The organism is Bradyrhizobium sp. F1.13.3 (assembly GCF_040548265.1).
Taxonomy (GTDB): Bacteria; Pseudomonadota; Alphaproteobacteria; order Rhizobiales; family Xanthobacteraceae; genus Bradyrhizobium.
In genome coordinates, this window is sequence record NZ_JBEPRI010000028.1 from 1 (window position 1) to 23,687 (window position 23,687).

Genomic DNA, 23,687 nt, shown 5'->3' on the forward strand with positions numbered 1-23,687 from the left:
GTCGAGACGGCGCTGGCGCGGATCTGGGCCGAGCTTCTCGGTGTCGAGCGCATCGGGCGCCACGACCACTTCTTCGAACTGGGCGGCCACTCGCTGCTGGTCGTGCAGGTGCTCAGTCGAGCATTAAATCTTGGGCTGAGTTTTAGCGCCACCGACCTCTTCCAAGCCCCTGTTCTGAAGGAACTTGCATTGAAGATTCATTTGGAGCCGCAGCCCAGTAGCCCGGCAGTGATTTCCGCTCGACCGACCGGATCGCAGCCACCGCTCTTCTTTGTCCCCACAGGTTTTGGAGATTGTTCGTATGTCCTCGGTTTGGCGGCAGAAATGGATGCAGACTGCTCCGTCTACGCTCTGCCATGGCCGCCCTTCGATGACGTTTGTCCACCGACTCTTGAGGCGATGGCCGCGGAGGTGATCCTTGCGATTAAACAGATCCAGCCACGGGGCCCATACCGCTTTGCTGGATACTCATCAGGTGCAATCCTGGCTTATGCAATTGCCGAGCAATTACTGAGTATCGACCAAGTTGTGTCATTCATGGCGTTCATCGATGTTAGTCTACCTGCAGATTCTTCAAACGCATCACTTATCAATTTGGCGCGAGAATTTGTTTTGGAGCGTTGTGGAATCTTGCGCGATGAATACGGCGAGGTTTTGGAACGCTACACTGAACAATGTTCCATTTCTGAGTTGCTTGAAAAGGCGCAAAAAATAGGAGCATTACCTCCAGATCACGATCTCCCCAGTGACGTTTCGATGTATCAAAGGGCCGCGAAATTTCACCAGGCGCTACAATCGTATCGCGTTCCGTCGCTCCCGATTGAGATACATCAGTTTTATGCCAGTGAGCCTCTCATCAGTCGTTGGGTACCACCTGACAAACAACTATATCGCGGGGCAAACTTGCCAAAGGAGGGTTGGGACCCGGTCTTGAATGCGGGGGCCATTCATGCGGTACCGGTTCCAGGCAACCACGCGACAATGGTGAGCAATCCAGAAAACCGCCAAGTTCTGGCTCGAGCCATTTCAACGGCCTTAATCGAGACTCTTAAATAGACCCAAAGAACTTTCTCCGAAAGGTTCTGGGTTCGAAGGTCAGTCTCGAGCCCCAAATACCCACAAGTCGGGAAGCGGCTCGGCGGTCCAAGTTGGGAAGCGGTCCGTATGTGGACCGCCCGCCCGCTCTGATCGACGCCGAAGTGTTCGAAGAGCTCAACGGCGCACGAGAGCAACACCGTAAGACCGTATGTCCGCCTCTGCCGATGAGGTGGCTCGCCCTACACTGCGCGTCCGAGGGTTGCTCGGGCGAACCGAGCCGATCCTCATCACAGGAGGATGAGCCGTGGCAGATTATAGGGAAGCATTCGTCGGAATCGATGTGGCCAAGCTGAGAAATTCCGTCGCGATTGCGGATGCAGGCCGGGAGGGGGAGGTTCGGTTCTTCGGCGAGGTTGATGCTTCGGCCACCAACATGCGCCGCGTCTTAGGGTAGATCGCGAGCCGGTTTGGCCGTGCACATTTCTGCTACGAAGCCGGCCCGACCGGGTATGGTCTTTATCGCCTGATCCGGTCGCTCGGCCACCAATGCACGGTGGTGGCGCCATCGCTGATTCCAAGGAAGCCGGGCGATCGTGTGAAGACGAACCGCCGGGACGCCGTTTCTCTCGCGCGGCTGCTACGCGCCGGCGAGCTGACGGCTGTGTGGGTTCCCGATGAAGGTCACGAAGCGATGCGCGACCTCGTTCGCGCCCGATCGGCAGCGGTTGAGACGCTGCGGATCCACCGGCAGCAGGTGAGCGTGCGTGTTCCAGCCGATCGTGATCACGGATTCCAGGCCATCGTGATCACTCATTCCAGAGCATCGTGATCACCGTTTCCAGCCGATCGTGATCGTTATTTCCACGCGATCATGATCGGATGGGAGGAGTATTGCGATGCGAACTCCGACGGCTTCAGTTATTCATGGTTCTGCGAACGCTACAAGGAATGGGCCGGCCGCCTCAAGCCGACCCTGCGCCAGGTCCATGTCGCCGGCGAGAAGCTGTTCGTCGACTATTCCGGCCATACGATGGAGGTAGTTGACGGGCTCAGCGGCGAAGTGCGCAGCACGCAGGTCTTCGTCGCCGTACTCGGCGCCTCGAACTACACCTACGCCGAAGCCAGCCTCAGCCAAAGCCTGCCGGACTGGATCGCCTCGCACGTTCGGGCATTTGCCTATTTCGGCGGCGTGGCCCGACAGACCGTTAGCGACAATCTGAAGGCCGGCATCACCCGGGCTTGCTTTCACGAGCCAATGGTCAACCGGACCTATGCCGATCTCGCCCGCCATTACCGCACCGCCATCCTCCCGGCGCGGCCGTATCGGCCAAGGGACAAAGCCAAGGTCGAAGTCGGGGTCCAAATCGTCGGGCGATGGATTCTGGCGCGCTTGCGCAACCGCCGCTTCTTCTCGCTCGCCGCCCTCAATGAGGCGATCCACGCGCTCCTTGTCGAACTGAACGATCGACCACTGCGTAGCTGGGGACGAGGCCGCCGCGAACTGTTCGAGGAACTCGATCGTCGTCGACGATCGAATAGGGCGGCGCGGCAGGGTCGATCGAGATACGAATCTTGCCCTTCGCCTTGATGTCGGCGAGCAAATCCGCCTTGCACGGCGTCGTGCACAGGCAGAGACATGCGACAATCGCACTTGAAGCGACCTGCGTGATGATGTCGGCGAAACGGGCCAATTCGTCCTCCCATGGAATACGGCTTGTTCTCGTTATGCGCGACGTTACCGAGCACCGTTTGCGATGAGAAGCGGATCGATCGCCTGGCGAAAGGTACCGTCTCACGTTGTGAGACTCTGACGGCAGATCGCGCTGACCGGATTTCTCGAAACGGGAAATGACGGCGCGCCCGCCGCGTTGTCGCAACGCGACGGCACCTACGCCGATAAGCTCCCCGACAGGTCAGCGCTTGCCGAGCATAAAGCCGAATAGCAGATCGATTTGCCCATCCAGCATGTGGGTGCCGTCCCTCGTCGGGCAGCCAATCTTCGTGGCCTCGACGAGGAGCCGCGTCGGCACCGGGTCGGTGATGACGTCCGCAACGACCATGCGCGGGGCGAGTTGGTTCGGATCGACCGGCAGAGGATCGCTGTCCCGCAAACCTGCCGAGGTCGCATTGACGACGATGTCACTATCCGGCGGGACAGTGGTAGCTACCGAGACCCTGCCGGGATATGCTCTATGGAGCTTGTCCAGCAGCGCGGCCTGGCTGTTCGCGTTGACGTCGTGGAACGTCAGATGACGTGCACCTTCCTCGAGCATCGAGACGCCGATCGACGAGCCGGCGCCGCCGGCACCGATCATGAACACGCTCGTGCCCTTGATGGCATGTCCCGCTTTTTTCAAGCCGGCCGTCAAACCAGCGCCGTCGAAATTGTCACCGAACCAGCGGCCGTCCGCTTCACGTCGCATGGCGTTGATGGCCCCGAGCACACGCGCGCGGTCCGAGAGGTGGTCGCAATGCATGACTGCGCCGAACTTGTGCGGCAGGGTGATGAGAATGCTGTCGATATTGGGCATCGCCTTGAGAGCGGGGAGCGCCGAGTCGAGATTGCCCTTTCAATGTGCAGGGGAACCAGCACGCCGTCGTAGTCGGCCTTCTGCATCCGTTCGGTCAGCCAACCCGGGGCAAGAACCTGCGCTATGGGCGAGCCGATCAGCGCATGAACCCGTGTCTTTCCCGTGAGAGGCATTTTTCAGATCCGCAAATGGGTTGGGGTGCCTGAGCATGCACCGGATGTATCCTGCGATGTCGGCGGCCGACGATGTTTGGCCGTCGCCGATGGACTCAGGAAATCTTGGGTGGCGGCGAAGGCGGCGCCATGGCGTAGCCTCTCGCCGCGTAGTCGAAGCCGTGCAGCTTGTTGATGGCCTCGGCCTTGTTGACGGGGGAAGCGTAGTAGGCTCGGATTTCGGCGATGCGCGTGATGTCTTCATTGAAGATGTACCATTCGTCGCCGCGCAGCACTTCACCGATGGCCGTCTTCCAATGGGTCCATTCGATCACCGCCTCGCGACCGTTCTCGCTTGCGAGCACCTTTTCGATCGTCCAGCGGGAGCCCATGTTCTTAACGCACCCCACCCAGCCATCCGCTATTGCCTTGGCGCCGCGCCAGGGGGCGCCGGGTAGGCCAGGAGGGAAGTAGTGAACGGCGTCGCCGGTAAAGCAATCGAGGAGGGCGTCGTGATCGGCGTCGTTGCAGGCCTCGAAATAGCGTCGAATCAGCGCTTCGGCTCGCTGTGCTTTCATTGCGTTACCCCGCCGCTTGCCGGGCGCGCCATTCGGCGTATTCCTGCATCATCGCTTCATTCGGAGGATAAGTCCCCCAGAGCGGCGCACCCGCATCGATCTTCGTGAAGAGGAATTTCTCGCGGAACTCCTGTTCATGGGAGTCGTCGGCCAGTTCCCCGGCGATCGCGCGCGGTACCACCACGACGCCATCACTGTCGCCGACGATGATATCACCGGGGTAGACGGCGACGCCGGCGCAGCCGATTGGCAACTGCATGTCGACTGCGCGGTGATAGGCCGGCCGGGTCGATGCCGTATTAGCCGTGCAGTAGGCCGGGAATGGCATCTTGGCGATCTCACTTCCATCGCGGAATGCCCCGTCCGTGATTGCGGCAGCAACGCCCTTGCGCATCATCCGCGTCATTAGCATGTTGCCGGCGGACGCCGCGCGGTGATCGTTGCGGCTGTCAATCATCAGGACCTGGCCCACGCCGATCGCTTCGACAGCCTCCCACTGCATGTTGTCCTCGCCGCGCTTGCGCAAGTCGGACAGATCCCAGTCTTTGTCCTCCCGCGACGGGATGAAGCGCAGGGTGAATGCTTCGCCGGCGAACGAACCGGCATTCGGATTGAGTGGCGTCACGCCGACGAGAAACTGCTGGCGATAGTTGCGCTTGAACAACTGCGTGGTCAGCGTCGCGGTCGAGCAGGACTTGAGCTTGTCCAGCGTTTGCGATGAAATCGGAGGCATCGTGATTTTCTCCAGGTCAGTCTGCGTTTGGAACGTCAGGAAGCGGCGGCGACGGCCTCGTCGACCATGTCGAACATCGAATAGCGCGGTGCATAGCCCAGGAGGGCGCGTGCCTTCGCACCGCTGCCGTGGGTCCGCCCGAGTTCAACCGGAATTGTGGCCTCGACGACGCGGCGGCCGGTTTTCTTCGCGAGATATGGGATGAACTCGCCGAGGCTTACCGGGCTGGTCGGGGCAAGGTTGAAGGTCTCGCCGATCGCCTCTGGCTTGTCGAAGATCAGGAGCAGGCCCTGGACGATGTCGCGAACGTCCACCAGTTCTTGCGTATGCGGTATACCGTTCGCGTCCATTGCCAGCAGCAATGGTTCATCGGGACTGACCAGCGGCTCGAGCACGGCGAGCACCTGGGCAAGCTCGCTGTTGGAAGTGGCGCCGGCATGGTGCGTGCTGCTGGCCTTGAGGCTACGGACCCGACTGTTAACGTAAAACGCAGGACCCGCGTACTCGCCGTTGGGGTCGATGAGCTCTCTTGCGGCCTCGGTGTGGGAGAATACAGCCGTGCTGATGTCGAGCGACTTTTCGGTGCGGTGGTAGAACTTGACCATGTCCTCACCGAGGACCTTGCTCAATCCATAGAATGCGTAGGGTTCCCTAGGGTGGTTCTCGTCGGTCGGCCGGTAGCGGGCGAAGCGTGTCGGATAGACCTGGTCGCTGGATGCAAAGACCATGCGCACCTGGCGCTTCTGCGACTCTGCCGCCGCAGCCTGCAGCACATTGTAGGTTCCGACAACATTGACGTCCCAGAGAAGATCGCGCGCGGTGGGTTGGAACGATATGACCGCGGCCATGTGGAAGACGGCATCGACGCCATCGGCGACCTTTGCCACGTCCTCGAAGTTGGCGAGACTTCCGGTGTGGCACCTGATTCCTGCCGCTTCGGTTGCGGCCCGGTTGGCATCGCCGGCAATCGCGATCGTACGAACCTTGTGACCGCGCTGCATCAAGGCGGCAGACAGCACGCCGCCCACGCGGCCGGTTGCGCCGGATACAAAGATCTCCATGTCTCCACCCCGAAGTTTGTCTGCTTTGGAACGACGCGCTGTTGCGCGTCTCACGGCCTCGATGGCAGTACCATAGCGTTCACCGCCATGGGAGAAAGCTCCGCGAGCGAAGCGGGGCACGAAGGCGTCTCACATCGTGAGATCATGCCCGGACAGCATACCGCGCGATGACATTGAGGTCGGGTTCAAACGCGATACCGAGATCGTTCGATGCGCCCACGAGGCCTTTCATTGGCTGCGGGGTCGTGGCAACCCACGCCTCCGGCTCGACGAACAGGTATTCAATCAGTGTTCCCGGCGGCATGAGAGGCAACATCGCCAGCGTCGCGAAATAGCCGGGCCCGAAATAGGGTGTATGCGGCATCGCGATCTTGTCGGCACGCTTGCAGGCCTCGAGAATTTGGGAGAACTCGGAAACGCCTCCCGCTTTCGTCATGCTTGGTTGCGGATAAGTAACGGCTTCGATGATCCGACGGAAATCGAAGGCGGTGCTGGCATTCTCTCCCGTCCCCACGGCAAGTCCAAGCTTCTCGATCTCGGCCATGCTTCGATAGTCGTCAGGCGGGAAGACGGGTTCCTCCACCCATAGAACGTCGCAGCTTCTGAACGTATCGCGTAGCGCCGCTGTCTCCTGCATCGACCAGGCACAATTGGCATCGACCATGAGAGAGACATCAGGTCCGATGACGTCGCGCGGATGCTTGATGACCACCGGATCGATCTCATGCAGCTTGATGTGGCGATAGCCGAGCTCGAGGGCGCGCTCGCACTGCTCGGCGACGAGGCGGCTGTCGCCGTATCGCACTAGGCTAGCATAGGCCTGCCGCTGCGCCGGGGCATTAGCGCCCAACAGGCGCCACAGCGGCAGACCGCTTCGCTTAGCCTTCAAATCCCACAACGCGATATCGACCCCGGAGAGGGCGAACAGGGTGATGCCGTAGCGCCCAAAAAGATGCAGCCTTTTCTGGACGTCCAGATTCCATGCGGCGATATCGTCAATGCTCGCATTTGTGACGAACGGTGCGATCATGTGATCGACGGCCGCTTTCACTGCGTCCAGACAGAAATAGGCGAAAGCGTCACCCCAGCCGACAATGCCGGCTTCATCCTCAACCCGGATCAGAACCATGTCGAGCGTATGCCATCGCGAGGGCGTTCCGCCTGTTCCTGACCCGCCATCGGCGAACGGAATTCGCACTGGAAAGGTCTTGAGCGAGACAATCTTCGGCGCGGTGCTGCTGTTGTCTGGAGCTGGCATGATTTTCCTCTAGAGTTTAGCGATGGTGTCCGCCAAGCCGCGTTCACCGATGTCAATCGACAGCAGTTGACCGGACAGGGGAGCTTTCGCCAGGCTTTCGCGAGACAGGCCGGCCCGTGCGCTCGTGATGAACAGTTCACTCAGGTTTGCCCCGCCGAAACCGATCCCCGTCGGGCTTGGGACCGGCAGTGCGACGGTTCGCTCGATTTCCCCGCTGTCGTTGAGCTTGACCACGCTCCAGCCGTCGGACAACCCGACCCACGGACCGAAATTTTCGTCGACCGCGAGAGCGCAGGGCGCGCCCGCGACCCTGGGGATGTCGGCGAACCTTCGTTTGCGACCGGTCTTCAGCTCCAGCAGATAAACGCACTGGCGGGAAGGCAATGCGGCAAATAATCCGGCATCACCCGCAAACGTGATGTCGGTAACGTGGCCCTGCAATTCAAAGACGGCCTGTAGACCCGATTGCTTCCGCCACGGGCCGATGCGGCTCAGATTAGCTTCCACATCGAATGCCGCGGCCCAAATCTCGTGTTGGGGGGAGGCGCGCAGCACCTTGAGCGAAAGATCCGGCTTTCCCTCGATGCGCTCGCGCAGGCCGGAAAGGTTGTCGATGACGACGTCGCTGCCGACCGAGAAAACGGCTCCGTTCTCAAAGAGGCACAGCGAGTTGATGCTCTCGGACAATTCGTGGAGTGCGATCGTGCACGGATTTTGGCCTTCCATCCGGATCGCCGGCGCCAGCAGATCTGCCCAGACCAAGGTTTGCGTGCGCGCATCCCAACGCGGTGCCGCACCGACAAACGCGGCGGTCGTCGACCATACCCTGTAACCGCCAGCATCATGGCGCCGGGCGCTCTTGATCGTCGGCGCGAGCAGGTCGGAGATCCGCTTGGCGACGTCGACGAGCTCCCGTCCCAATTGTTCTGCGCGAAGGGCGGTGATGCGGAATGTCGGGCCTGCCACGCTGATGGCGGCCAGCGGTTTCCCGCCGGGATCAAGAATAGCCGTCCCGACGCAGCGCGTGCCGAGAACGATCTCCTCGTCGTCGATGGCGTAGCCGCGGGCGCGAACGATCGAGAGATGGGCCCTCAATTGTGAGGGGTCGCAGATCGTATTGTCCGTGAACCGCGCCAGCTCGCCGCGCAGGGCAAGGCTGAGTTGAGTCTCAGAGAGATGAGCAAGTATGGCTTTGCCATGGCTCGTGCAGTGCATTGGCTTCAGTGCGCCGAGCTTGGCATTCGAGCGTTCCGAATGGGCGCTTTCGAAGCGCCCAAGGGACAGAACGTGGCTGCCCTCTTGCACGGCGAGATAAGCAGTCTCGCCCGTCAGATCGCGCAATCGTCTCAGTTCCGCGGAAGCGATTGACGCCAGATCCGATGACGACCAAGCGTTCTGAGCGAGATCGAGGAAGTTGAAGCCGAGCGTATAGGTTTGAGTGCGAGGATCGGCCCGGATCAGACCGCGCGAGATCAGTGCGCCCAGAATTCGGTAGAGCGTCGCTCTGGGGATGCCCGTTTGGTCGGCAAGAAGCGCTTGGTCGAGCGATCCGGGAGATCTGCCTATCAGCTCGAGGATATCGCAAGCCTTGCCCAGAAGCGCCGTTCCGGCGACGCTCCTGGGGTGGATCAGATCGGCAGACCACTCAACCTCGGGCTCATGCATGACCCAATTCTAGTCTCGATGGGTGAGACCATCCAGCTCACGATACGCGCAGAATGCGTCCGGCGGATCCACATGCCCACATATTGAGACTCACTCTTGACGTCGCCAGTGAACCTCGCGCGACCCGGAGTTTAGTGGGGAAACGACCAGCCGAGCGTTGCCTCAGCCAGCGATCGTCGGAGGAGGTTTTGCGTGACGTGTGCACCGCGATCCGAAGACGCGATTTCCGCTTCCAGTTGGATGGATTAAATAGCTAAAGTTTTTCAAGTGCTTAACTGGCGGCGTGTGCACGACGTCCGCGCCCGGACCGTCGCATGAACCATCGCGTGGGGCCGATCGCGGGGAGCTTAGTTGCCAGTTTTCACGCGAGACGTTTTTTGTAGCCACGACCATTTCGAAAGCTTCGCAGCGCAATTATCGATTGTGTCGCGCATCTAGCTAACGCCAAGGTCATGCGAATCAATAGTTTATCTTCAGCGAACTGCGCCGCTTCAAAGGTCGAGATTGCCAGTCGCTACCGACCTTCCTTACGACGCGCTCGCCTGTCTTCGCCGTACAGTGTCCCGTTGGCGGCGCTTTCGGTCGCGCTTGCGCCGAACTGGAGCTATCGAAGGCATCGGTGACAGAGTCGTGGCCTGCGTCGGCTCCTCGACCGTGCGGATGGGAGCTGGCTCCATTGCTTGGGCGGGTGTGGGCCGTGCCTCCATGGTCGCGAGAACCGAGCGTCCCTTGTCGGTGATACGCCAGCCGCCGTTCATCCGTTCGATGAGACCTTGGGAGAAGATATCCAAGTCGGGCACGCGGGCTGCCAATCGCTTCGTGCGTTCGGCCCAGTCCCGGCCGCTGGTCGCCAGAATCGCCATATCGCGCTTAAGGTCCGCCATGGCAGCGAACCCGTCTGGATAGCTGACTAGTACCTTGAGAACCGTCACCTGGAAGTTCACCGCCCCACCCGTACCCGGCTTCCGCGAACTTACTTCCTCGACATCTTATCACTTCCTCGACATCTTAGATGTATCCGTTACCCCTCTCGAGCCTGCGCATTCTGTCACACGGGGCCGCATATGAGAACTGTCGTTTTCACGATCTTCTCGCTTCTGCTTTTGGTGGCACCCTCTCTTATCAATGCAAGGTCGGCCCTGCGCTATGGGGCCGACCGATTCGAGGCACCTTCCACGGCACACTTCTCGGAACCGATCACCTACGGCGAGATCTACTCGTAGAGACCCTAACAGCCGGCCGTGAGAGTAGCGGCCTATACGGTTGTCACCTTCCGCGAGGTGCACAATGCCGAGGGTCCGACGCGACTGAGCTTCCGTGCATATTGGCGGCAGGTCAACTGCCATCCATTGCTGCGTCCGTGCCTCGACCTGCTTCGCGAGCGCTATCCGGACCTCTCTGCTGAATCACGACATCGCGTGCTTTGTGAGAGCGATGATGAAGGGCAAGCTGCCGTCGGCCCTTGAGTCTGCAGCGAGTTCGGTTCGTTACGAACCGCCTCTCACCGAACACGAGACAGGGGAATGCCGACATCGGCAATCACCTCCAAGTCGATGTCGTGGCTGATTTCAAGGTACTCTGAGTTCCAGTACACTAGGCCTGACAGCCGCCGTGACAGTTCGACAGCGATAAGACGCCCAACGATCATTCCGTGAGAGTATCGTTCGATGATCTCGTCGACTTCGCATTCGACGGCAGCGAGTGCGCCTCCAAGCAATGGTACGCCGCTTTTGCCTCTGGACCAGGCGATCGCCTCGAAGCGCTGTTTGCCTTTGAGGCGGCCGTTGCTGAAGCGGTCGGCAACATCTCGCTGATCCGCGCCGAGAATATTGACCCCGAAGACCCCGTGGCGCTCAATCAGTGGAAATGACGACGCCTGCCTGTTGATGTTGACTAAAAGCCTCGGAGGATCGGCGCTGAGCGAGGTCAGTGAGGTAACCGTCATCCCCGTGATCTCATCGTTCTTGCCGGCTGTGATGATGCTGACGCCGCCCGCGAGGCGGCGCATTGCGGACCGAAACTGGCGTCCTATGTCATCCGTCTCGCGGGATAGGTCCAGCCCGTTCATGCCTTACCGTACGTTGTCAAAGCCCGAATGGCTTTGATGGACCAAGATTGACGCAGTTGGCGGCGGTGGAACGTTATCCAATCACCGGCGTCGCGACTGCATCCAGCCATCGTGTTGCTTGCGGGTCAAGCGCAGCGCGAAAATAAGAAGATGTTGCCTCTCAACGCCACCACTGAGTTGAAAACTGAATCTCACCGACGACTAACCGTGTAAAAGCCTTCCATGAACGGTGGTTCGTTTCCAAGCCGAAACATGTTGCCGAGATGGGACGCGCTTGCCCGACTATTCTCTGTTGTCGCCAAAATCGGTGCCGCGAGAAGGCCTCCAGCTGTGACATCATCACCTTGTGGGATGAGCGTGGCGACGGCCCGGCTCCGCATCGCGCGTAGCGGGACGTTCTTTTTCGTTCGATCGCCACTGTTCGGGAGCGCGTGCCTCTAGCGCTCGCTGGAAGCCAGCACAACATGACGCGTGTTGCGGATGTCGGCGAGAGTTGGAAACAGATCCGAGCCGACGAAGTTGCATGCACAATTCGTTCAAATGAACGATAGATGAAGCCGCGACACGCGGGCTCGCGACGGTGGTGGCTGCAAACTCAGTTTGACAGGATGGTGGACAATTATCATCGGATGAACAGGAACGACGCTCGCTTTCAATCGCGAGCTCAGCGAACACGAACTCGTCAGGTGACGAGTCCCGTACACGCTGTTTCTCACCGCGCAGCAACAAAACAATGCGTTCGCTGCGAAATAAGAAAAATTGATTATCTCCGTACTACGAAAAATAGTGCGTCTTAGACTCGCGGGTTCGCACATTCTCTGAGAGGATTGATCATCAGGCAATGATGCCGGTCAGGGACACTCATGATGCGCAACAACATCTTCGACAAGGTGAATGGTTCGCTTACGCGCAGAGCTTGTCGATGACTTGTTTTCGTCCTCCTGTTGACGCTGCGCTAGATGCGCGGACGCGATCGCACCGAAGATCGCTGTAGCTCTCCGAAGTCAATAGCCTAAGCGACGGCTTGAATTGCAGCGGCGCGCGTCTGTGCTGAGCGGCGCGCGCCGATGTTGCTGCCTGCCTCAAGTCGTCGTCCATTTCGCCGCAGACCGACTTCTTGAGGGGTAAATAGATGACTGCGAACAACGATCCGATCAAATTCGCTTACTGGGTGCCGAACGTGTCGGGTGGCCTTGTCATTTCATCGATCGAGCAACGCACCAGCTGGGACATCGACTACAATCGCAAGCTTGCCCAGATCGCCGAGAAGGCCGGATTCGACTACGCTTTGAGCCAGATTCGCTTCACGGCGGGCTACGGAGCTGACAAACAGCACGAATCCGTCAGCTTCTCGCACGCGCTGCTCGCGGCAACCGAAAAGCTCAAGGTGATCGCGGCTCTCCTTCCCGGGCCTTGGACTCCGGCGCTCGCAGCAAAGCAGATTGCGACCATCAGCCACTTCACCAATGCGCGTGTTGCGGTCAATATCGTGTCGGGCTGGTTCCGCGGCGAATTCCATGCCATCGGCGAGCCCTGGCTCGATCACGACGAGCGCTATCGCCGCTCGGAAGAGTTCATCAACGCGTTGCGCGGGATCTGGACCGAGGAGAGCTTCACGCTCAAGGGCGACTTCTATCGGCTCAACGACTATTCGCTGAAGCCGAAGCCGCTCGATCCGCTGCCGGAGATCTTCCAGGGCGGCTCCTCGCGGGCAGCCCGCGACATGGCTGCTCGCGTGTCCGACTGGTATTTCACCAATGGCAATACGCCAGACGGCCTGAAAGCGCAGGTCGACGACATTAGGACCAAGGAAAAAGCCTTCGGCAAGAGCTGGCGAACCAAGATCGGCATCAATGCCTTCGGCATCGTTCGCCAGACGGAGAAGGAAGCCAAGGACGTCCTGCAGGAGGTCCTCGACAAGGCGATCCCGGACGCGGTGCGCGGCTTCCACCACGAAGTCCAGAATGCGGGCAACGCCAGCCCCGAGCGCGAGGGCAATTGGGCCAAGTCCACCCTCCAGGATCTCGTTCAGTACAATGACGGCTTCCGCTCGAACCTGATCGGCACGCCGCAACAGGTCGCCGAACGCATTATCGAGCTCAAGCGTGCCGGCGCTGACCTGATCCTGCTTGGCTTCCTGCATTTCCAGGAAGAGGTCGAATTTTTCGGCAAGCATGTAATCCCGCTGGTCCGCGAGCTCGAGGCGAAGGCGCCCGTGCGCGTCCAAGCTGCCGAATAGATTTAAGGAGAAACAGCCAGGTGTCTGCGATCGCGACAGGGGCGGGCGTGCTTCGTCTGGAGGAGGGTCCTCCAGCCGAACAGATTCATGAATCGACCCGAGAACGCGATAACGCCACAGAACGCCGTACGGAGCGTGCCGCCCAAACGCTCGCAAGTCCAGCACTTGGATTGGCAAGGATTTCGCTGACATTTGGCGGTGTCGCTGCGCTGCGCGATGTCGACCTGGAAGTTGCGCGGGGCGAGATCCGGGCAGTGATCGGACCAAACGGCGCCGGCAAGAGCTCGTTGCTCAACATCGTCAGCGGGCTTTACCGGCCCGACCGGGGCCAAGTGCAGTTCGGCGAGCACTCATTCGATCAGGTGCCGACTGCGAGGCTTGCCGCCCATGGCGTGGCACGGACGTTTCAGAATCTCGCGCTGTTCAAGGGACTTTCCGTCATCGACAATGTGCAGATGGGGCTCGCGCACCGCATGCGCGCGGGATTTCTGCGGCAGATCATGGGCACGCCCCTGGCGCGGCGGATCGAGGAGGAGAACCGCGCGGCGGCGAAAGAGGTCATAGGCTTCCTGCATCTCGGCGACGTTCAAGACTGCTTTGCCGGAACGCTGCCCTATGGCGTGCAGAAGCGGGTCGAGCTTGCGCGTGCGCTGGTGGCTCGGCCAAAGCTTCTGCTGCTGGATGAGCCGTTTGCCGGCGTAACGCTGGCTGAGAAACAGGAGCTGTCGCAGCATGTGCGCAACGCCCGCGACAGCCTTGGCGCCACCATCGTTCTGATCGAGCATGATATCGGCGTCGTGATGGGGCTATCCGATCGCGTGGCCGTGCTCGATTACGGGCGGAAAATCGCCGACGGCACGCCAGACCAGATCCGCGCCGATCCGGCGGTGATCGATGCCTATCTCGGCGTCGCGCATGAGGACGATACGGAGCTCGCGGTCTGATGTTCGATTATCAGTTTTTGATTGAGGTGTTGATCGGTGGCCTGCTCTCGGGGGTCATGTATTCGCTGGTCGCGATCGGGTTCGTGCTGATCTACAAGACGTCTGGCGTGCTCAACTTCGCGCAAGGCGCGATGCTGTTGTTCGCGGCGTTGACTTTCGTGAGCCTGGTCGAGCGCTGTACGCCGTTCGCCGCGGCGCTGGCGGCAACGCTGGCGATTATGATCGTGCTGGGCATCGCTGTCGAGCGGACGGTGCTGCGGCCGCTGGTTAACCAGCCGCCGATCACGTTATTCATGGCAACCCTCGGGCTCTCCTATGTCATCGAGGGTGCCGCTCAGCTCCTGTGGGGCACGCAGGTGCATGGCCTCGATATCGGGATCAGCGATACTCCGTTCGAAGTCGCGGGCGTGCTGATCAGCCGGCTCGATATGTTCGCGGCGGCGGTCGCAGGCGGTCTGGTCGCTCTGTTTGCGCTGTTTTTCCGCTACACCCGCACCGGGCTCTCGTTTCGTGCGGTAGCTGACGATCAATTTGCAGCGCTTGCGGTCGGCCTGCGGCTCCCGCGGGTCTGGGGCGCGGTCTGGGCGGCAGCCGGGATCGTCGCTCTGGTCGGTGGGCTCTTATGGGGCGCGCGGCTCGGTGTGCAGTTCTCGCTGTCGCTCGTCGTGCTGAAGGCGCTGCCGGTGCTGGTGCTGGGCGGCTTCGATTCGATCGCCGGCGCGATCGTCGGCGGACTTCTGGTCGGCGCAATCGAAAAACTGGCGGAGGTCTATGTCGGACCATTCTTCGGCGGCGGCATCGAGGTCTGGGCAGCTTATGTGGTGGCGCTCGGGTTCCTGCTGATCCGCCCATCCGGTCTGTTTGGACAAAAGCTGGTGGAGAGGGTGTAGCCAATGGCTCTTCTGGCTCGCACCAAAACGGGTCGGCCCACCGCCGAGACGCTGTGGATCGGGATCGGCATCGTGGTCGCCTATGGCGTCGTTCCACTCGCCGGTTCGGATTATCTGCTGGATGCGGTGCTCACGCCATTCCTGGTGCTGGCGCTGGCCGCCGTCGGGCTGAACGTTCTTACCGGCTATGCCGGGCAGGTCTCGCTAGGCTCGGCGGCCTTCCTCGCGGTCGGCGCCTACGCCGCGTACAATCTTCATCTCCGCGTCCCGGGATTGCCCCTGCTGGTCGATGTGGTGCTGGCCGGCGGCATCGCGGCGGCCATCGGCATCGTGTTCGGGCTGCCGAGTCTGCGGCTACGCGGGTTCTATCTCGCGGTGTCGACGCTCGCCGCGCAATTCTTCGTGCAGTGGGCGCTTACCAAATTCGGCTGGTTCTCCAACGACAATCCATCCGGCGTCATCGATGCGCCGGTCCTTCGTATTGGCAGTGTCTCATTCACCACCGCCGCGGAACGTTACGTCTTCTCGCTTACGATCGTGGTTGTCTTAACCCTGCTGACGCTACGGTTGCTGCGCTCCCAATCCGGCCGCAACTTCATCGCAGTCCGTGACCATGAGATCGCGGCCAAGGTGATCGGCGTGCCGCTGCTGCGCACCAAGCTTCTGGCCTTCGCAATGTCCTCCTTCCTCATCGGCGTGGCCGGCGTGCTCTGGGCGTTTGCGTACCTGCGCACGGTCGAGCCGGCCGGCTTCAATCTCGATCGCTCGTTCCAGATCTTCTTCATCATCATCATCATCGGTGGGCTCGCCTCGCTGCGCGGCTCCTTTATCGGCGCAGCGTTCATTGTGGTGTTTCCGCTCTTGCTGTCGCGTATCGGCGCCGCCTTGCTCGGTCGCGTGTTTGATTCCGGCGTGCTGGAGATGAGCCAGCATATCGTAATCGGCGCACTCATCATCGTCTTTCTGATCGCCGAGCCACGCGGGCTGATCGCCCCGTGGGACCGCGCCTGGTCGGCGGTTCGGCCCGCCAGGCGCCCGGCGATACCGACTTGAAATTTGCCTAACCCAATGGAGCTTGCAATGAACATGTTCAGACGTCTGAAGGTGACGATGGGCGCGGCACTTGCCGTCGGCCTTGCCAGTACGCTTGCGGTCCACGCCGACGAACAATTCTTCCCGCTGCAGAGCTATCGCGTCGGTCCCTATGCTGCCGGTGGCACCGGCTTCTTCGGCGGTTTCATCGATTATCTCAATCTGATCAACATCCGCGATGGCGGTGTCAACGGCGTAAAGCTGACCTGGGACGAAGGCGAGACCCAGTATGAGGTCGAGCGCGGCGTCGAGGTCTATGAGCGCATGAAGAGCCGTCCCGGGATCGCGGCCTGGAACCCGCTGTCGGTTGGCATTGCCTATGCCATGATCGACCGCATCACCAAGGACAGGGTGCCGCTGATCACGATCAATCATGGCCGTACCGACTCGACCGACGGCCGCGTGTTCCCCTACGTCTTTCCGCTGCTGCTCAATCCCTACAGCGAGACGTCCGGCATCGTGAACTACATTGCGTCAAGAGAGGGCGGTCCGGACAAACTCAAGGGCAAGAAAATCGTCGTGCTCTATCACGGCTCGCCCTACGGCAAGGAGACGATCCCGATCTACAAGCTGCTTTCAGACAAGTACGGCTTCAGCCTGGAGCAGATCGAGGTCCCGCATCCAGGCAACGAGCAGCAATCGCAATGGCTTTCGATCCGTCGGGCGAAGCCGGACTACGTGGTGCTGCGCGGCTGGGGCGTGATGAATCCGGTGGCGTTGAAGACCGCGCAGAAGGTCGGCTTCCCCGCTGACCACATCATCGGCAACGTCTGGTCCAACTCCGAGGAGGACGTCATTCCCGCTGCAGATGCGGCCAAGGGCTATATCGCGATTACGACCCAGGCCTCCGGCGCCGAATATCCGGTGCTGCAGGAGGTAATCAAGACCGTCTATGGCGCGAACAAAGGCAATCTCGATGACAAGAAGCGGATCGGCAGCGTCTATCATAACCTCGGAATCGTGAACGGTATCCTCAATGTCGAAGCGATCCGGATTGCGCAGGCCAAGTTCGGAAAGCGCGCCCTGACCGGCGACGAAGTCCGCTGGGGCTTTGAGCACCTGCAGCTCGATCCGGCCCGGGTGGAGGCACTGGGCGCGAAAGGCCTGTTCCACTCGATCAATGTCACTTGGGACAATCACGAGGGCGACGGCCGCGTCACCTTCCAACAGTGGGACGGCAGCAAGTGGAAGGTTGTGTCGGATTGGATTGCGCCGGATTGGGCGTTCCTCCGGCCGATCATCGAGAAGTCGTCGACTGCCTATGCCAAGGAGCATGGCATCAAAATCCGTACCTCCGGCGATGATCCCGTGAGCCAATAGCGCAACGCAACGCTCCCTACCTGCGGGCGCCGTCGGCTCCCGCAGGTCTCAGACGGATGGATCAGGCATGAGTGACGTTCTGCTTTCGGTCGAGGGATTGGCCGCGACCTACAATCACGCCATCCGCGCCGTGAACGACGTCTCGTTCTTGGTTCGGCGCGGTGAGATCGTCGCTGTGCTCGGCGCAAACGGCGCGGGCAAGTCGACGACACTTCAGGCGGTCTCAGCGCTCTTGCCGGCGCGGCGCGGCCAAGTGGCTGCCGGGCGTATTGTCTTCGATGGCCACGACATTGCATCCGCGTCGCCCGCGAAGCTGGTCCGAGCCGGGATCGTTCCAGTGCTTGAGGGCCGGCATTGCTTCCGCTCGCTGACGGTGGAAGAGAACCTTATCACCGGTGCTATCGGCCGGGACGCGAGATCTCGCGTGATTCGCTCTGATCTTGACCAGGTCTATGAGCTGTTCCCGCAGCTGAAGGATCATCGCGGGTCGATCTCCGGGCTCACCTCGGGTGGCGAGCAGCAGATGACCGCAATCGGCCGCGCCCTGATGTCACGACCGCGCCTCCTGGTGCTCGACGAGCCGTCGATGGGGCTAGCGCCACTGGTGGTCCAAGGCATTTTCCGGGCGCTGAAGCAACTCAACCGCGAGCAGAATCTCTCGATCCTCGTTGCGGAACAGAATTCGAGGGTCGCGCTGCGTTTTTCCGATCATGCCGTCGTCCTTGAGAACGGCCGCAGCGTGCTGTCCGGGCCGTCTGACGCGTTACGCAATCACGACGATATCAAGGCGCTTTACCTCGGCGGCTCGCCGCAAAGTGACGTCGGCGAGAAGCCGCATATCCATGCCGTAGCTGGACTTTGATCGACACAGGAGAGACTGACCATGGTAACCCCCAATCTGGTGCGCAAGATCGATGAAGACGTCTATTCCCGACTGGATGCCGCGATCGATGCGACCGTCAAGGTCAACGCCGATCGCAACGATTTGGACAGCCGCTTTCCGAGAGAGAATCTGAAGGCGTTGGCGCAAGCCGGCTGGACCGGCGTCTTGAATGAAACACGGTTTGGCGGCCTTGGCCTTGCTCATGTCGATTTTGCGGAAGCCGCTTACCGTATTGGACAGGCTGATGCGTCGACCGGCCTCATCTACGTCATGCATGTCGGCGCGGCCCAGACGATCAATCTGTTTGGTAACGATGACCAGAAGGAGCGCTGGCTCAAGGCGAATAACGGAGGTCTGCTTGGCACATATTCGACCAGCGAGCGCGCCACCGGGGGACACTGGTGGTATAACCTCTCCGAAGCATCACGCGATGGCGACAACTATCTGCTCAACGCCGAGAAATCGTTCACGACAAGCTCCGGTCAAGCCGATTTCTATGTGGTGCAGACCCGCACCCCTGGCGCCAAAGACCAGGCCGACATCATCTTCTTCATTGTCGACGGCAAGTCTCCAGGTATCGAATCCAAGCCCTGGGATGCGCTCGGTGTGCGCGCCAATCACTCGGGTCCGATCCGCTACAGCAATGTGCGTGTGCCGCAGCGGGATCGGCTCGGCGCAGAAGGGCAGGGGAAGGAGATCATCTACGATGGGGTGTCTCCGGTCTATCTGATCGGGCTCGGCGCTGTCTGGGAAGGGGTGGCCCGCGGCGCCTTGAATGAGGCGGTCAAGCACGCCACGCGTTTCGTGCACAAGGATCGGAACAAGAGTCTATCCGACTATCAGGCAATCCGGCAGGAGCTCGGCGCCGCTAAGGTCCTGGTCGAAACGTTACGGCCGTGGCGGCTCGAATTGGCAGCAAAGCTCGACGAGCTATGGCGAGCCCGCAAGCCGCAGAGCGAAATCCTGATCCCACTGACCGAGTTCAAGGTTCACGCCGCCGAGGTCGCGAACAAGGTCGCAGCAGCGGCACTGACCGTGACGGGAGGGTATGGCTATCATCGCGGGCCGATCGAGCGTTCCTTCCGCGACGCGCGCGCAGCCATCGCAATGGGGCCGTCTAACGTGATTGCTCGGGACTGGATTGGCAAATCGCTGGTCGGCCTGCCGCTCGAGCTGTTCTACGAAGGGGGAGAGTAGTCTGAATCCGCCGGCCAGAGCCTCGGAGACCCGAATCTCTGAATGGGGGTAGACGCACTGGACGCCTGTTCGTTTCCTGAACCACTCGGCCCTTCACGTTGCTTCGCCTTTCTCTTCGTTGGGTCGGTGGGTGAGGGCGATCACGATTGCGTTCGCCACCTTTGTCGGCCGCCACCTTGGCAGCGGGTCCTCCGGATCGACGAAAATGTCGGGCAGCAAGGCGCTGGCAGGATCGTTGCGGTGATGCGGAGGCTTTGCAGACCCGGTGACGCGGCGCTGGTTCATGCTGCACGCGACGGAACGCTCATGCTGCTTCAAGAACGGGGCAAATGCGCTCGGTGCGCGTGTCATCGACACTGCCGGGTCCGGGATGTCCCACAGCAATGGCACAGACAATCGATGCCGAAGTGACTGGCGACAGACGTTTCGACCGGAAGGATCGCTCGCTCGTCAGTTGTTCACGCTCTCGAAAGTCAGACCGACAACGTCGCTCGCTTGTCGATGTCTCTGGATCGGGGCAATGAGCGCGACAGCCGTTTTGTCTCCAGCGCGGATGCGCGCGATCGCGGTTATCCGTTGACTGAGAAACCCATCGATTGCCGCCTCGGTCGCGCGTTCTTTTGAGTTCAGCCAAGACAATCCTTTCGCGCGCGTTAAGTCGCGCGGCGCATCATCAATTGAAAAGACATTCTGCAAAGTCCTGAGCTCGGTAGAACGGCAACAATGCCGATGAGCGAAAAATGAATTTTGCTACCATCGAATTGCGCGCCGGAGTTTGCGAAGGTGGCGCCGTCTCAGGTGAGACGGAGCAAAGTCGAATTCATGACGGATGCGTCGCTACTTTCCAGGCCTGTCGATGCGACAGCGTCGCCTGCGGCCGGTCGCACGGAACCATTCCCCCGTGCCGGCGAACCCGTGGTGACGGTGGTAGCCGACGTTACGCGACCGTCGGAGACATCTGCATCGCGCGCGCGCGGCCTGGCATGGCGCTCATTTTTTCTACCCTGGCTTCTGCCGTTTGGCCTGCTTCTGGTCTGGCAATTCCTCTCGACGACGGGGATTGTGTCTACGGCGATCGTGCCGGCTCCGTCCGACATCTGGGACGCTGCGCGGCAGCTTGCCGAGCGCGGCGAATTGCAGCACGACGTCCTTGTCAGCCTTCGCCGGGTTGCCATCGGCTTCAGCATTGGCGCCCTCGGTGGACTGCTGTTCGGCTTGGCCGTCGGGCTGTTCGAGCCGCTGCACCATCTTTTCGATCGGTCGCTGCAGATGATCCGGACCATTCCGCACCTGGCGTTGGTGCCGCTGATGATCCTCTGGTTCGGCATCGGGGAGGAGCCGCGGCTCATTCTCGTCGCGATGGGGTCGCTCTTCCCGGTCTACATCAACACGGTCGGGGGCATCCGCAACGTCGATCCCAAGCTGGTCGAACTCGGAAAATCCTACGGCCTTGGCCGCGCCGAGCTGGTCTGGTCGATCATTCTGCCGGCGGCGCTGCAGCCGATCCTGGTCGGCATGCGCTATGCGCTCGGCGTGGCCTGGCTCACGCTGGTCGTGGGTGAAACGATCGCGTCGCGGGACGGGGTTGGATATCTCGTGCAGAACGCCCGCGAGCTGCTGCGCATCGACATCATCGTGCTGGCCATCATCCTTTACGCCATCGCGGGCTGGCTGTCGGATCTCGTCACGCGCTTGATCGAACGCCGGCTGCTGCGCTGGCATCCGAACTATGCGGATCGGGTGAAGGCATGAGCGGAGCCAGCGTCAGCCTGCGTTCGGTCGGCAAATCGTTCGCCGGCCGCATGGTCTTGAACGGCGTCGATCTCGACATCGCCTCCGGCCAGTTCGTCTCGATCATCGGGCCAAGCGGAGCCGGCAAGTCGACGCTTCTGCGCCTCGTAGCGGGGCTGGACGCCCCCTCGCGCGGCCGCATCGAGCTTCGCGCGATAGGCCGTAAGGCGGACGTGCGCCTGATGTTCCAGGAGGATCGTCTGCTGCCGTGGCGGAGCGTCCTCGGCAATGTGCTACTGGGCATCAAGGGCAGGAAGCAGGACGCGGGGCGCATCCTCGACGCAGTCGGGTTGCAGGGACGCGAAAGCGAGTTTCCGATCGGGCTGTCGGGCGGCCAGCGCCAGCGTGTGGCGCTGGCGAGGGCGCTGATCCACGAGCCGGGCCTGTTGCTGCTCGACGAGCCGTTCGGGGCGCTCGATGCCATCACCCGGGCCGCGATGCAGTTGCTGCTGGAGCAGTTGCTCGTCGCGCGGCCACGCACCGTCGTGCTGGTGACGCACGACGTCGAGGAAGCGTTGCTGCTCTCCGATCGTGTGCTCCTGGTCAAGGATGGCGGCATCGCGCGCGACCTGATCTTCGATCAGCCGCGTCCCCGGCATCGCGCCGATCCGGGGCTGGCGACCCTGAAGGAAGAGCTGCTCGACGGTCTGCTGACGGCCGAGCGCGACTTGGGTGCCGTCGCATAAGACGAAAGGAAGACGATATGACCTTTGGTGGCTCGACGGGCGATCGCAATGGCATCTCGCGGCGAACGGTGTTGTCGGTCGGCGCAGGGCTTGCCGTGGCCTCGACAGGCGTCGGCGGATTGCCGCGCGCGAATGCTGCCGATGCGGCGCCGCCGCAACTGACCGTCGCGGTCATCGGAGACGGCCGTACCGGCGTCTGGGCATCACTGCGGGCAGGCGTGGGTGGCCGCAATCTCGAGCAGGAACTCGGAACCAAGATCGTCTGGCAACCGGGCTTCACGGCATCGCTCCCGGTGATGGAGGCGATCAAGGCCGGCTCGGTCGATTTCAGTTTCGCAACCGCGACCGCGGTCGTGAATGCCGTTCCGGCGCGTGTCCCGATCGTGCCGCTCGCGGCCTATCCGTTGCCCGTCAATGAAGTTGATTTCCTGGTGCAGGCGAATTCCCCGATCAAGACGGCGGCCGATCTGAAGGGCAAGAAGATCGCCCATCAGAACGGCACGACGGGCACCTACAGCCTGATCAAATATCTGGAGACCGCCGGCCTCAGATTGTCTGATGTCGCAGCCGTCAGCCTGAGCGGGGCAGATGCGTTCACGGCATTCGCGCAAGGAAGCATCGACGGCTGGATTCACTGGCAGCCGGCCACGGCGCTCGCGTTGACAAAGCTCAGTGGCAAGGCGCGCCTGCTGCCCAACGTGAAAACCTACGACTATGCCTTCTACGTGGCGCGAAGTGACGTCGCTGTGAAGTATCCGCAGCTCTTCGCCAAGTTCGTGAAGATCATCCGGGAAACCCAGGCCTATATCTTCGCGCATCCGGCCGACTCAGTTGCGCTTTGGGCCTTGCAGGGCGGCTTTCCGCCGAACGGGACCGAGCAGGCCGTCTACGAGAAGCTTGTCCGCGATGCCAGGCTGTCCGAGTCGACCGCGGTCGCGCTCAAACCGATCGATGAGGCGGCTGCCGCATCGACCCAGGATCTCGCCGACAATTTCCAAGCGCTCGGCGTTCTGCCGAACAAGGTCGATGTTCGATCGTTCCTGCTTGGCACGCAGTTCGATGCCGCGAAGAAGGCCGTCGCGCTGGAGCTCGGCGCATAAGCGGCGACGCCTAAACCAACAACAGAGAAATCATGATGAACGCTCAGACCGCCGAGACGGTGTCGATCACCTCTGCCACGATTGGCCAGTTTGGCCGCTATTTGCTCAGTGCAAGGACGAACCATTTCATCTCCGATCAGCGTGTGGCGGTCGGCGGCCCCGGCGAGGCGATTACCGCCGGAGAGTTGCTGCTGTCGTCTCTTGGCAGTTGCTCACTCGGCCTCATCCAGAAGACGGCGAAAGAAGAGGGGATCGCGCTACGCGAGGCCGGATCCGAGGTTTCGTTCCGGCGTCACGCAACCGATCCGACCCTGTACGAATGGATTCGTATCGCGGTGCGCCTGTCCGGCGTGACGGCGGGCGAGGCTGAGCGGCTTGTTGCCGGTTTCACCGCCAACTGCCCGATCTACAACACGCTGAAGCGTGGCGGTCCCGTCGAGATCTCCTGGACTGTGAGCTGA

23 protein-coding genes and 1 pseudogene are annotated in these 23,687 nt (G+C 61.1%); 14 read left to right on the top strand and 10 right to left on the bottom strand.

Features of this window, described 5'->3' with window-relative positions; genetic code table 11:
- The 3 genes and pseudogenes from ABIB66_RS40335 to istA form a co-directional block, all read left to right on the top strand.
- Positions 1-1,056 (top strand): thioesterase domain-containing protein (locus ABIB66_RS40335; RefSeq protein WP_354259267.1); only part of this gene is annotated, 1,056 nt, incomplete at its 5' end.
- Between the two features lie 286 nt (positions 1,057-1,342).
- Positions 1,343-1,798 (top strand): annotated as a pseudogene (locus ABIB66_RS40340) (IS110 family transposase); the annotation flags it as partial.
- Between the two features lie 111 nt (positions 1,799-1,909).
- Complete coding sequence (gene istA, locus ABIB66_RS40345; protein WP_502918360.1) at positions 1,910-2,626, top strand: IS21 family transposase; 717 nt, start codon at positions 1,910-1,912, stop codon at positions 2,624-2,626.
- A 325-nt stretch (positions 2,627-2,951) separates the two neighbouring features.
- Here istA and ABIB66_RS40350 read toward each other — a convergent pair whose 3' ends face one another.
- The 8 genes from ABIB66_RS40350 to ABIB66_RS40385 form a co-directional block, all read right to left on the bottom strand.
- Entirely contained in the window at positions 2,952-3,569 is a 618-nt protein-coding gene (locus ABIB66_RS40350; protein ID WP_354259270.1) for a shikimate dehydrogenase family protein, read from the bottom strand.
- Between the two features lie 268 nt (positions 3,570-3,837).
- Positions 3,838-4,299: a nuclear transport factor 2 family protein gene (locus tag ABIB66_RS40355; RefSeq protein ID WP_354259273.1), complete on the bottom strand. Its 462-nt coding sequence runs from the start codon at positions 4,297-4,299 to the stop codon at positions 3,838-3,840.
- A gap of 4 nt (positions 4,300-4,303) precedes the next feature.
- The gene (locus ABIB66_RS40360) at positions 4,304-5,032 is read right to left on the bottom strand and encodes an RraA family protein (RefSeq protein WP_354259276.1); all 729 of its coding nucleotides are present in this window, start codon (positions 5,030-5,032) and stop codon (positions 4,304-4,306) included.
- Between the two features lie 35 nt (positions 5,033-5,067).
- Positions 5,068-6,213: an NAD-dependent epimerase/dehydratase family protein gene (locus ABIB66_RS40365; protein WP_354259279.1), complete on the bottom strand. Its 1,146-nt coding sequence runs from the start codon at positions 6,211-6,213 to the stop codon at positions 5,068-5,070.
- 22 nt (positions 6,214-6,235) lie between these two features.
- The gene (locus ABIB66_RS40370; protein WP_354259282.1) at positions 6,236-7,222 is read right to left on the bottom strand and encodes a mandelate racemase/muconate lactonizing enzyme family protein; all 987 of its coding nucleotides are present in this window, start codon (positions 7,220-7,222) and stop codon (positions 6,236-6,238) included.
- Positions 7,223-7,360: 138 nt separating this feature from the next.
- Positions 7,361-9,016: an IclR family transcriptional regulator domain-containing protein gene (locus tag ABIB66_RS40375; protein WP_354259285.1), complete on the bottom strand. Its 1,656-nt coding sequence runs from the start codon at positions 9,014-9,016 to the stop codon at positions 7,361-7,363.
- Positions 9,017-9,543: 527 nt separating this feature from the next.
- Positions 9,544-9,960, bottom strand: a complete 417-nt coding sequence (locus tag ABIB66_RS40380) for a hypothetical protein (protein ID WP_354259288.1) — start codon at positions 9,958-9,960, stop codon at positions 9,544-9,546.
- A gap of 557 nt (positions 9,961-10,517) precedes the next feature.
- Complete coding sequence (locus ABIB66_RS40385) at positions 10,518-11,084, bottom strand: flavin reductase family protein (protein ID WP_354259291.1); 567 nt, start codon at positions 11,082-11,084, stop codon at positions 10,518-10,520.
- A gap of 1,132 nt (positions 11,085-12,216) precedes the next feature.
- On the opposite strand from ABIB66_RS40385, the gene sfnG reads away from it, so the two are divergent.
- The 7 genes from sfnG (at position 12,217) to ABIB66_RS40420 (ending at position 19,649) form a co-directional block, all read left to right on the top strand.
- A complete protein-coding gene (gene sfnG, locus ABIB66_RS40390) occupies positions 12,217-13,323 on the top strand; it encodes a dimethylsulfone monooxygenase SfnG (protein ID WP_354259294.1) in 1,107 nt (368 codons plus the stop codon).
- Positions 13,324-13,493: 170 nt separating this feature from the next.
- Complete coding sequence (locus tag ABIB66_RS40395) at positions 13,494-14,267, top strand: ABC transporter ATP-binding protein (protein ID WP_354259297.1); 774 nt, start codon at positions 13,494-13,496, stop codon at positions 14,265-14,267.
- On the top strand, positions 14,267-15,157 hold the full coding sequence (locus ABIB66_RS40400) for a branched-chain amino acid ABC transporter permease (RefSeq protein ID WP_354259301.1): 891 nt from the start codon (positions 14,267-14,269) through the stop codon (positions 15,155-15,157). Before ABIB66_RS40395 ends, ABIB66_RS40400 begins: the two co-directional genes overlap by 1 nt.
- Before the next feature lie 3 nt (positions 15,158-15,160).
- Complete coding sequence (locus ABIB66_RS40405; protein WP_354259303.1) at positions 15,161-16,210, top strand: branched-chain amino acid ABC transporter permease; 1,050 nt, start codon at positions 15,161-15,163, stop codon at positions 16,208-16,210.
- A 27-nt stretch (positions 16,211-16,237) separates the two neighbouring features.
- Complete coding sequence (locus tag ABIB66_RS40410) at positions 16,238-17,569, top strand: ABC transporter substrate-binding protein (protein WP_354259306.1); 1,332 nt, start codon at positions 16,238-16,240, stop codon at positions 17,567-17,569.
- Between the two features lie 67 nt (positions 17,570-17,636).
- Positions 17,637-18,431: an ABC transporter ATP-binding protein gene (locus ABIB66_RS40415; RefSeq protein WP_354259309.1), complete on the top strand. Its 795-nt coding sequence runs from the start codon at positions 17,637-17,639 to the stop codon at positions 18,429-18,431.
- 21 nt (positions 18,432-18,452) lie between these two features.
- Positions 18,453-19,649, top strand: coding sequence for an acyl-CoA dehydrogenase family protein (locus tag ABIB66_RS40420; RefSeq protein ID WP_354259312.1), 1,197 nt, complete (start codon positions 18,453-18,455; stop codon positions 19,647-19,649).
- A 93-nt stretch (positions 19,650-19,742) separates the two neighbouring features.
- Here the strand turns inward: ABIB66_RS40420 and ABIB66_RS40425 are convergent, their stop codons facing one another.
- Both ABIB66_RS40425 and ABIB66_RS40430 read right to left on the bottom strand, forming a co-directional pair.
- Complete coding sequence (locus tag ABIB66_RS40425) at positions 19,743-19,934, bottom strand: hypothetical protein (RefSeq protein ID WP_354259315.1); 192 nt, start codon at positions 19,932-19,934, stop codon at positions 19,743-19,745.
- Positions 19,935-20,099: 165 nt separating this feature from the next.
- Positions 20,100-20,345, bottom strand: a complete 246-nt coding sequence (locus ABIB66_RS40430) for a hypothetical protein (protein WP_354259318.1) — start codon at positions 20,343-20,345, stop codon at positions 20,100-20,102.
- A 366-nt stretch (positions 20,346-20,711) separates the two neighbouring features.
- Here ABIB66_RS40430 and ABIB66_RS40435 point away from each other — a divergent pair, with 366 nt between their 5' ends.
- The 4 genes from ABIB66_RS40435 to ABIB66_RS40450 are packed head-to-tail and all read left to right on the top strand — an operon-like array spanning position 20,712 to position 23,687.
- Positions 20,712-21,401, top strand: coding sequence for an ABC transporter permease subunit (locus tag ABIB66_RS40435; protein WP_354259321.1), 690 nt, complete (start codon positions 20,712-20,714; stop codon positions 21,399-21,401).
- Positions 21,398-22,126 carry an ABC transporter ATP-binding protein gene (locus ABIB66_RS40440; protein WP_354259324.1) on the top strand — a complete coding sequence of 243 codons (729 nt, stop codon included), beginning with the start codon at positions 21,398-21,400 and terminating at the stop codon, positions 22,124-22,126. The genes ABIB66_RS40435 and ABIB66_RS40440 overlap by 4 nt, the downstream gene beginning before the upstream one ends.
- Positions 22,127-22,143: 17 nt before the next feature.
- Positions 22,144-23,226 (top strand): ABC transporter substrate-binding protein, encoded by a 1,083-nt coding sequence (locus ABIB66_RS40445; RefSeq protein WP_354259326.1) that lies wholly within the window; start codon positions 22,144-22,146, stop codon positions 23,224-23,226.
- 32 nt (positions 23,227-23,258) lie between these two features.
- Positions 23,259-23,687, top strand: a complete 429-nt coding sequence (locus ABIB66_RS40450; protein WP_354259329.1) for an OsmC family protein — start codon at positions 23,259-23,261, stop codon at positions 23,685-23,687.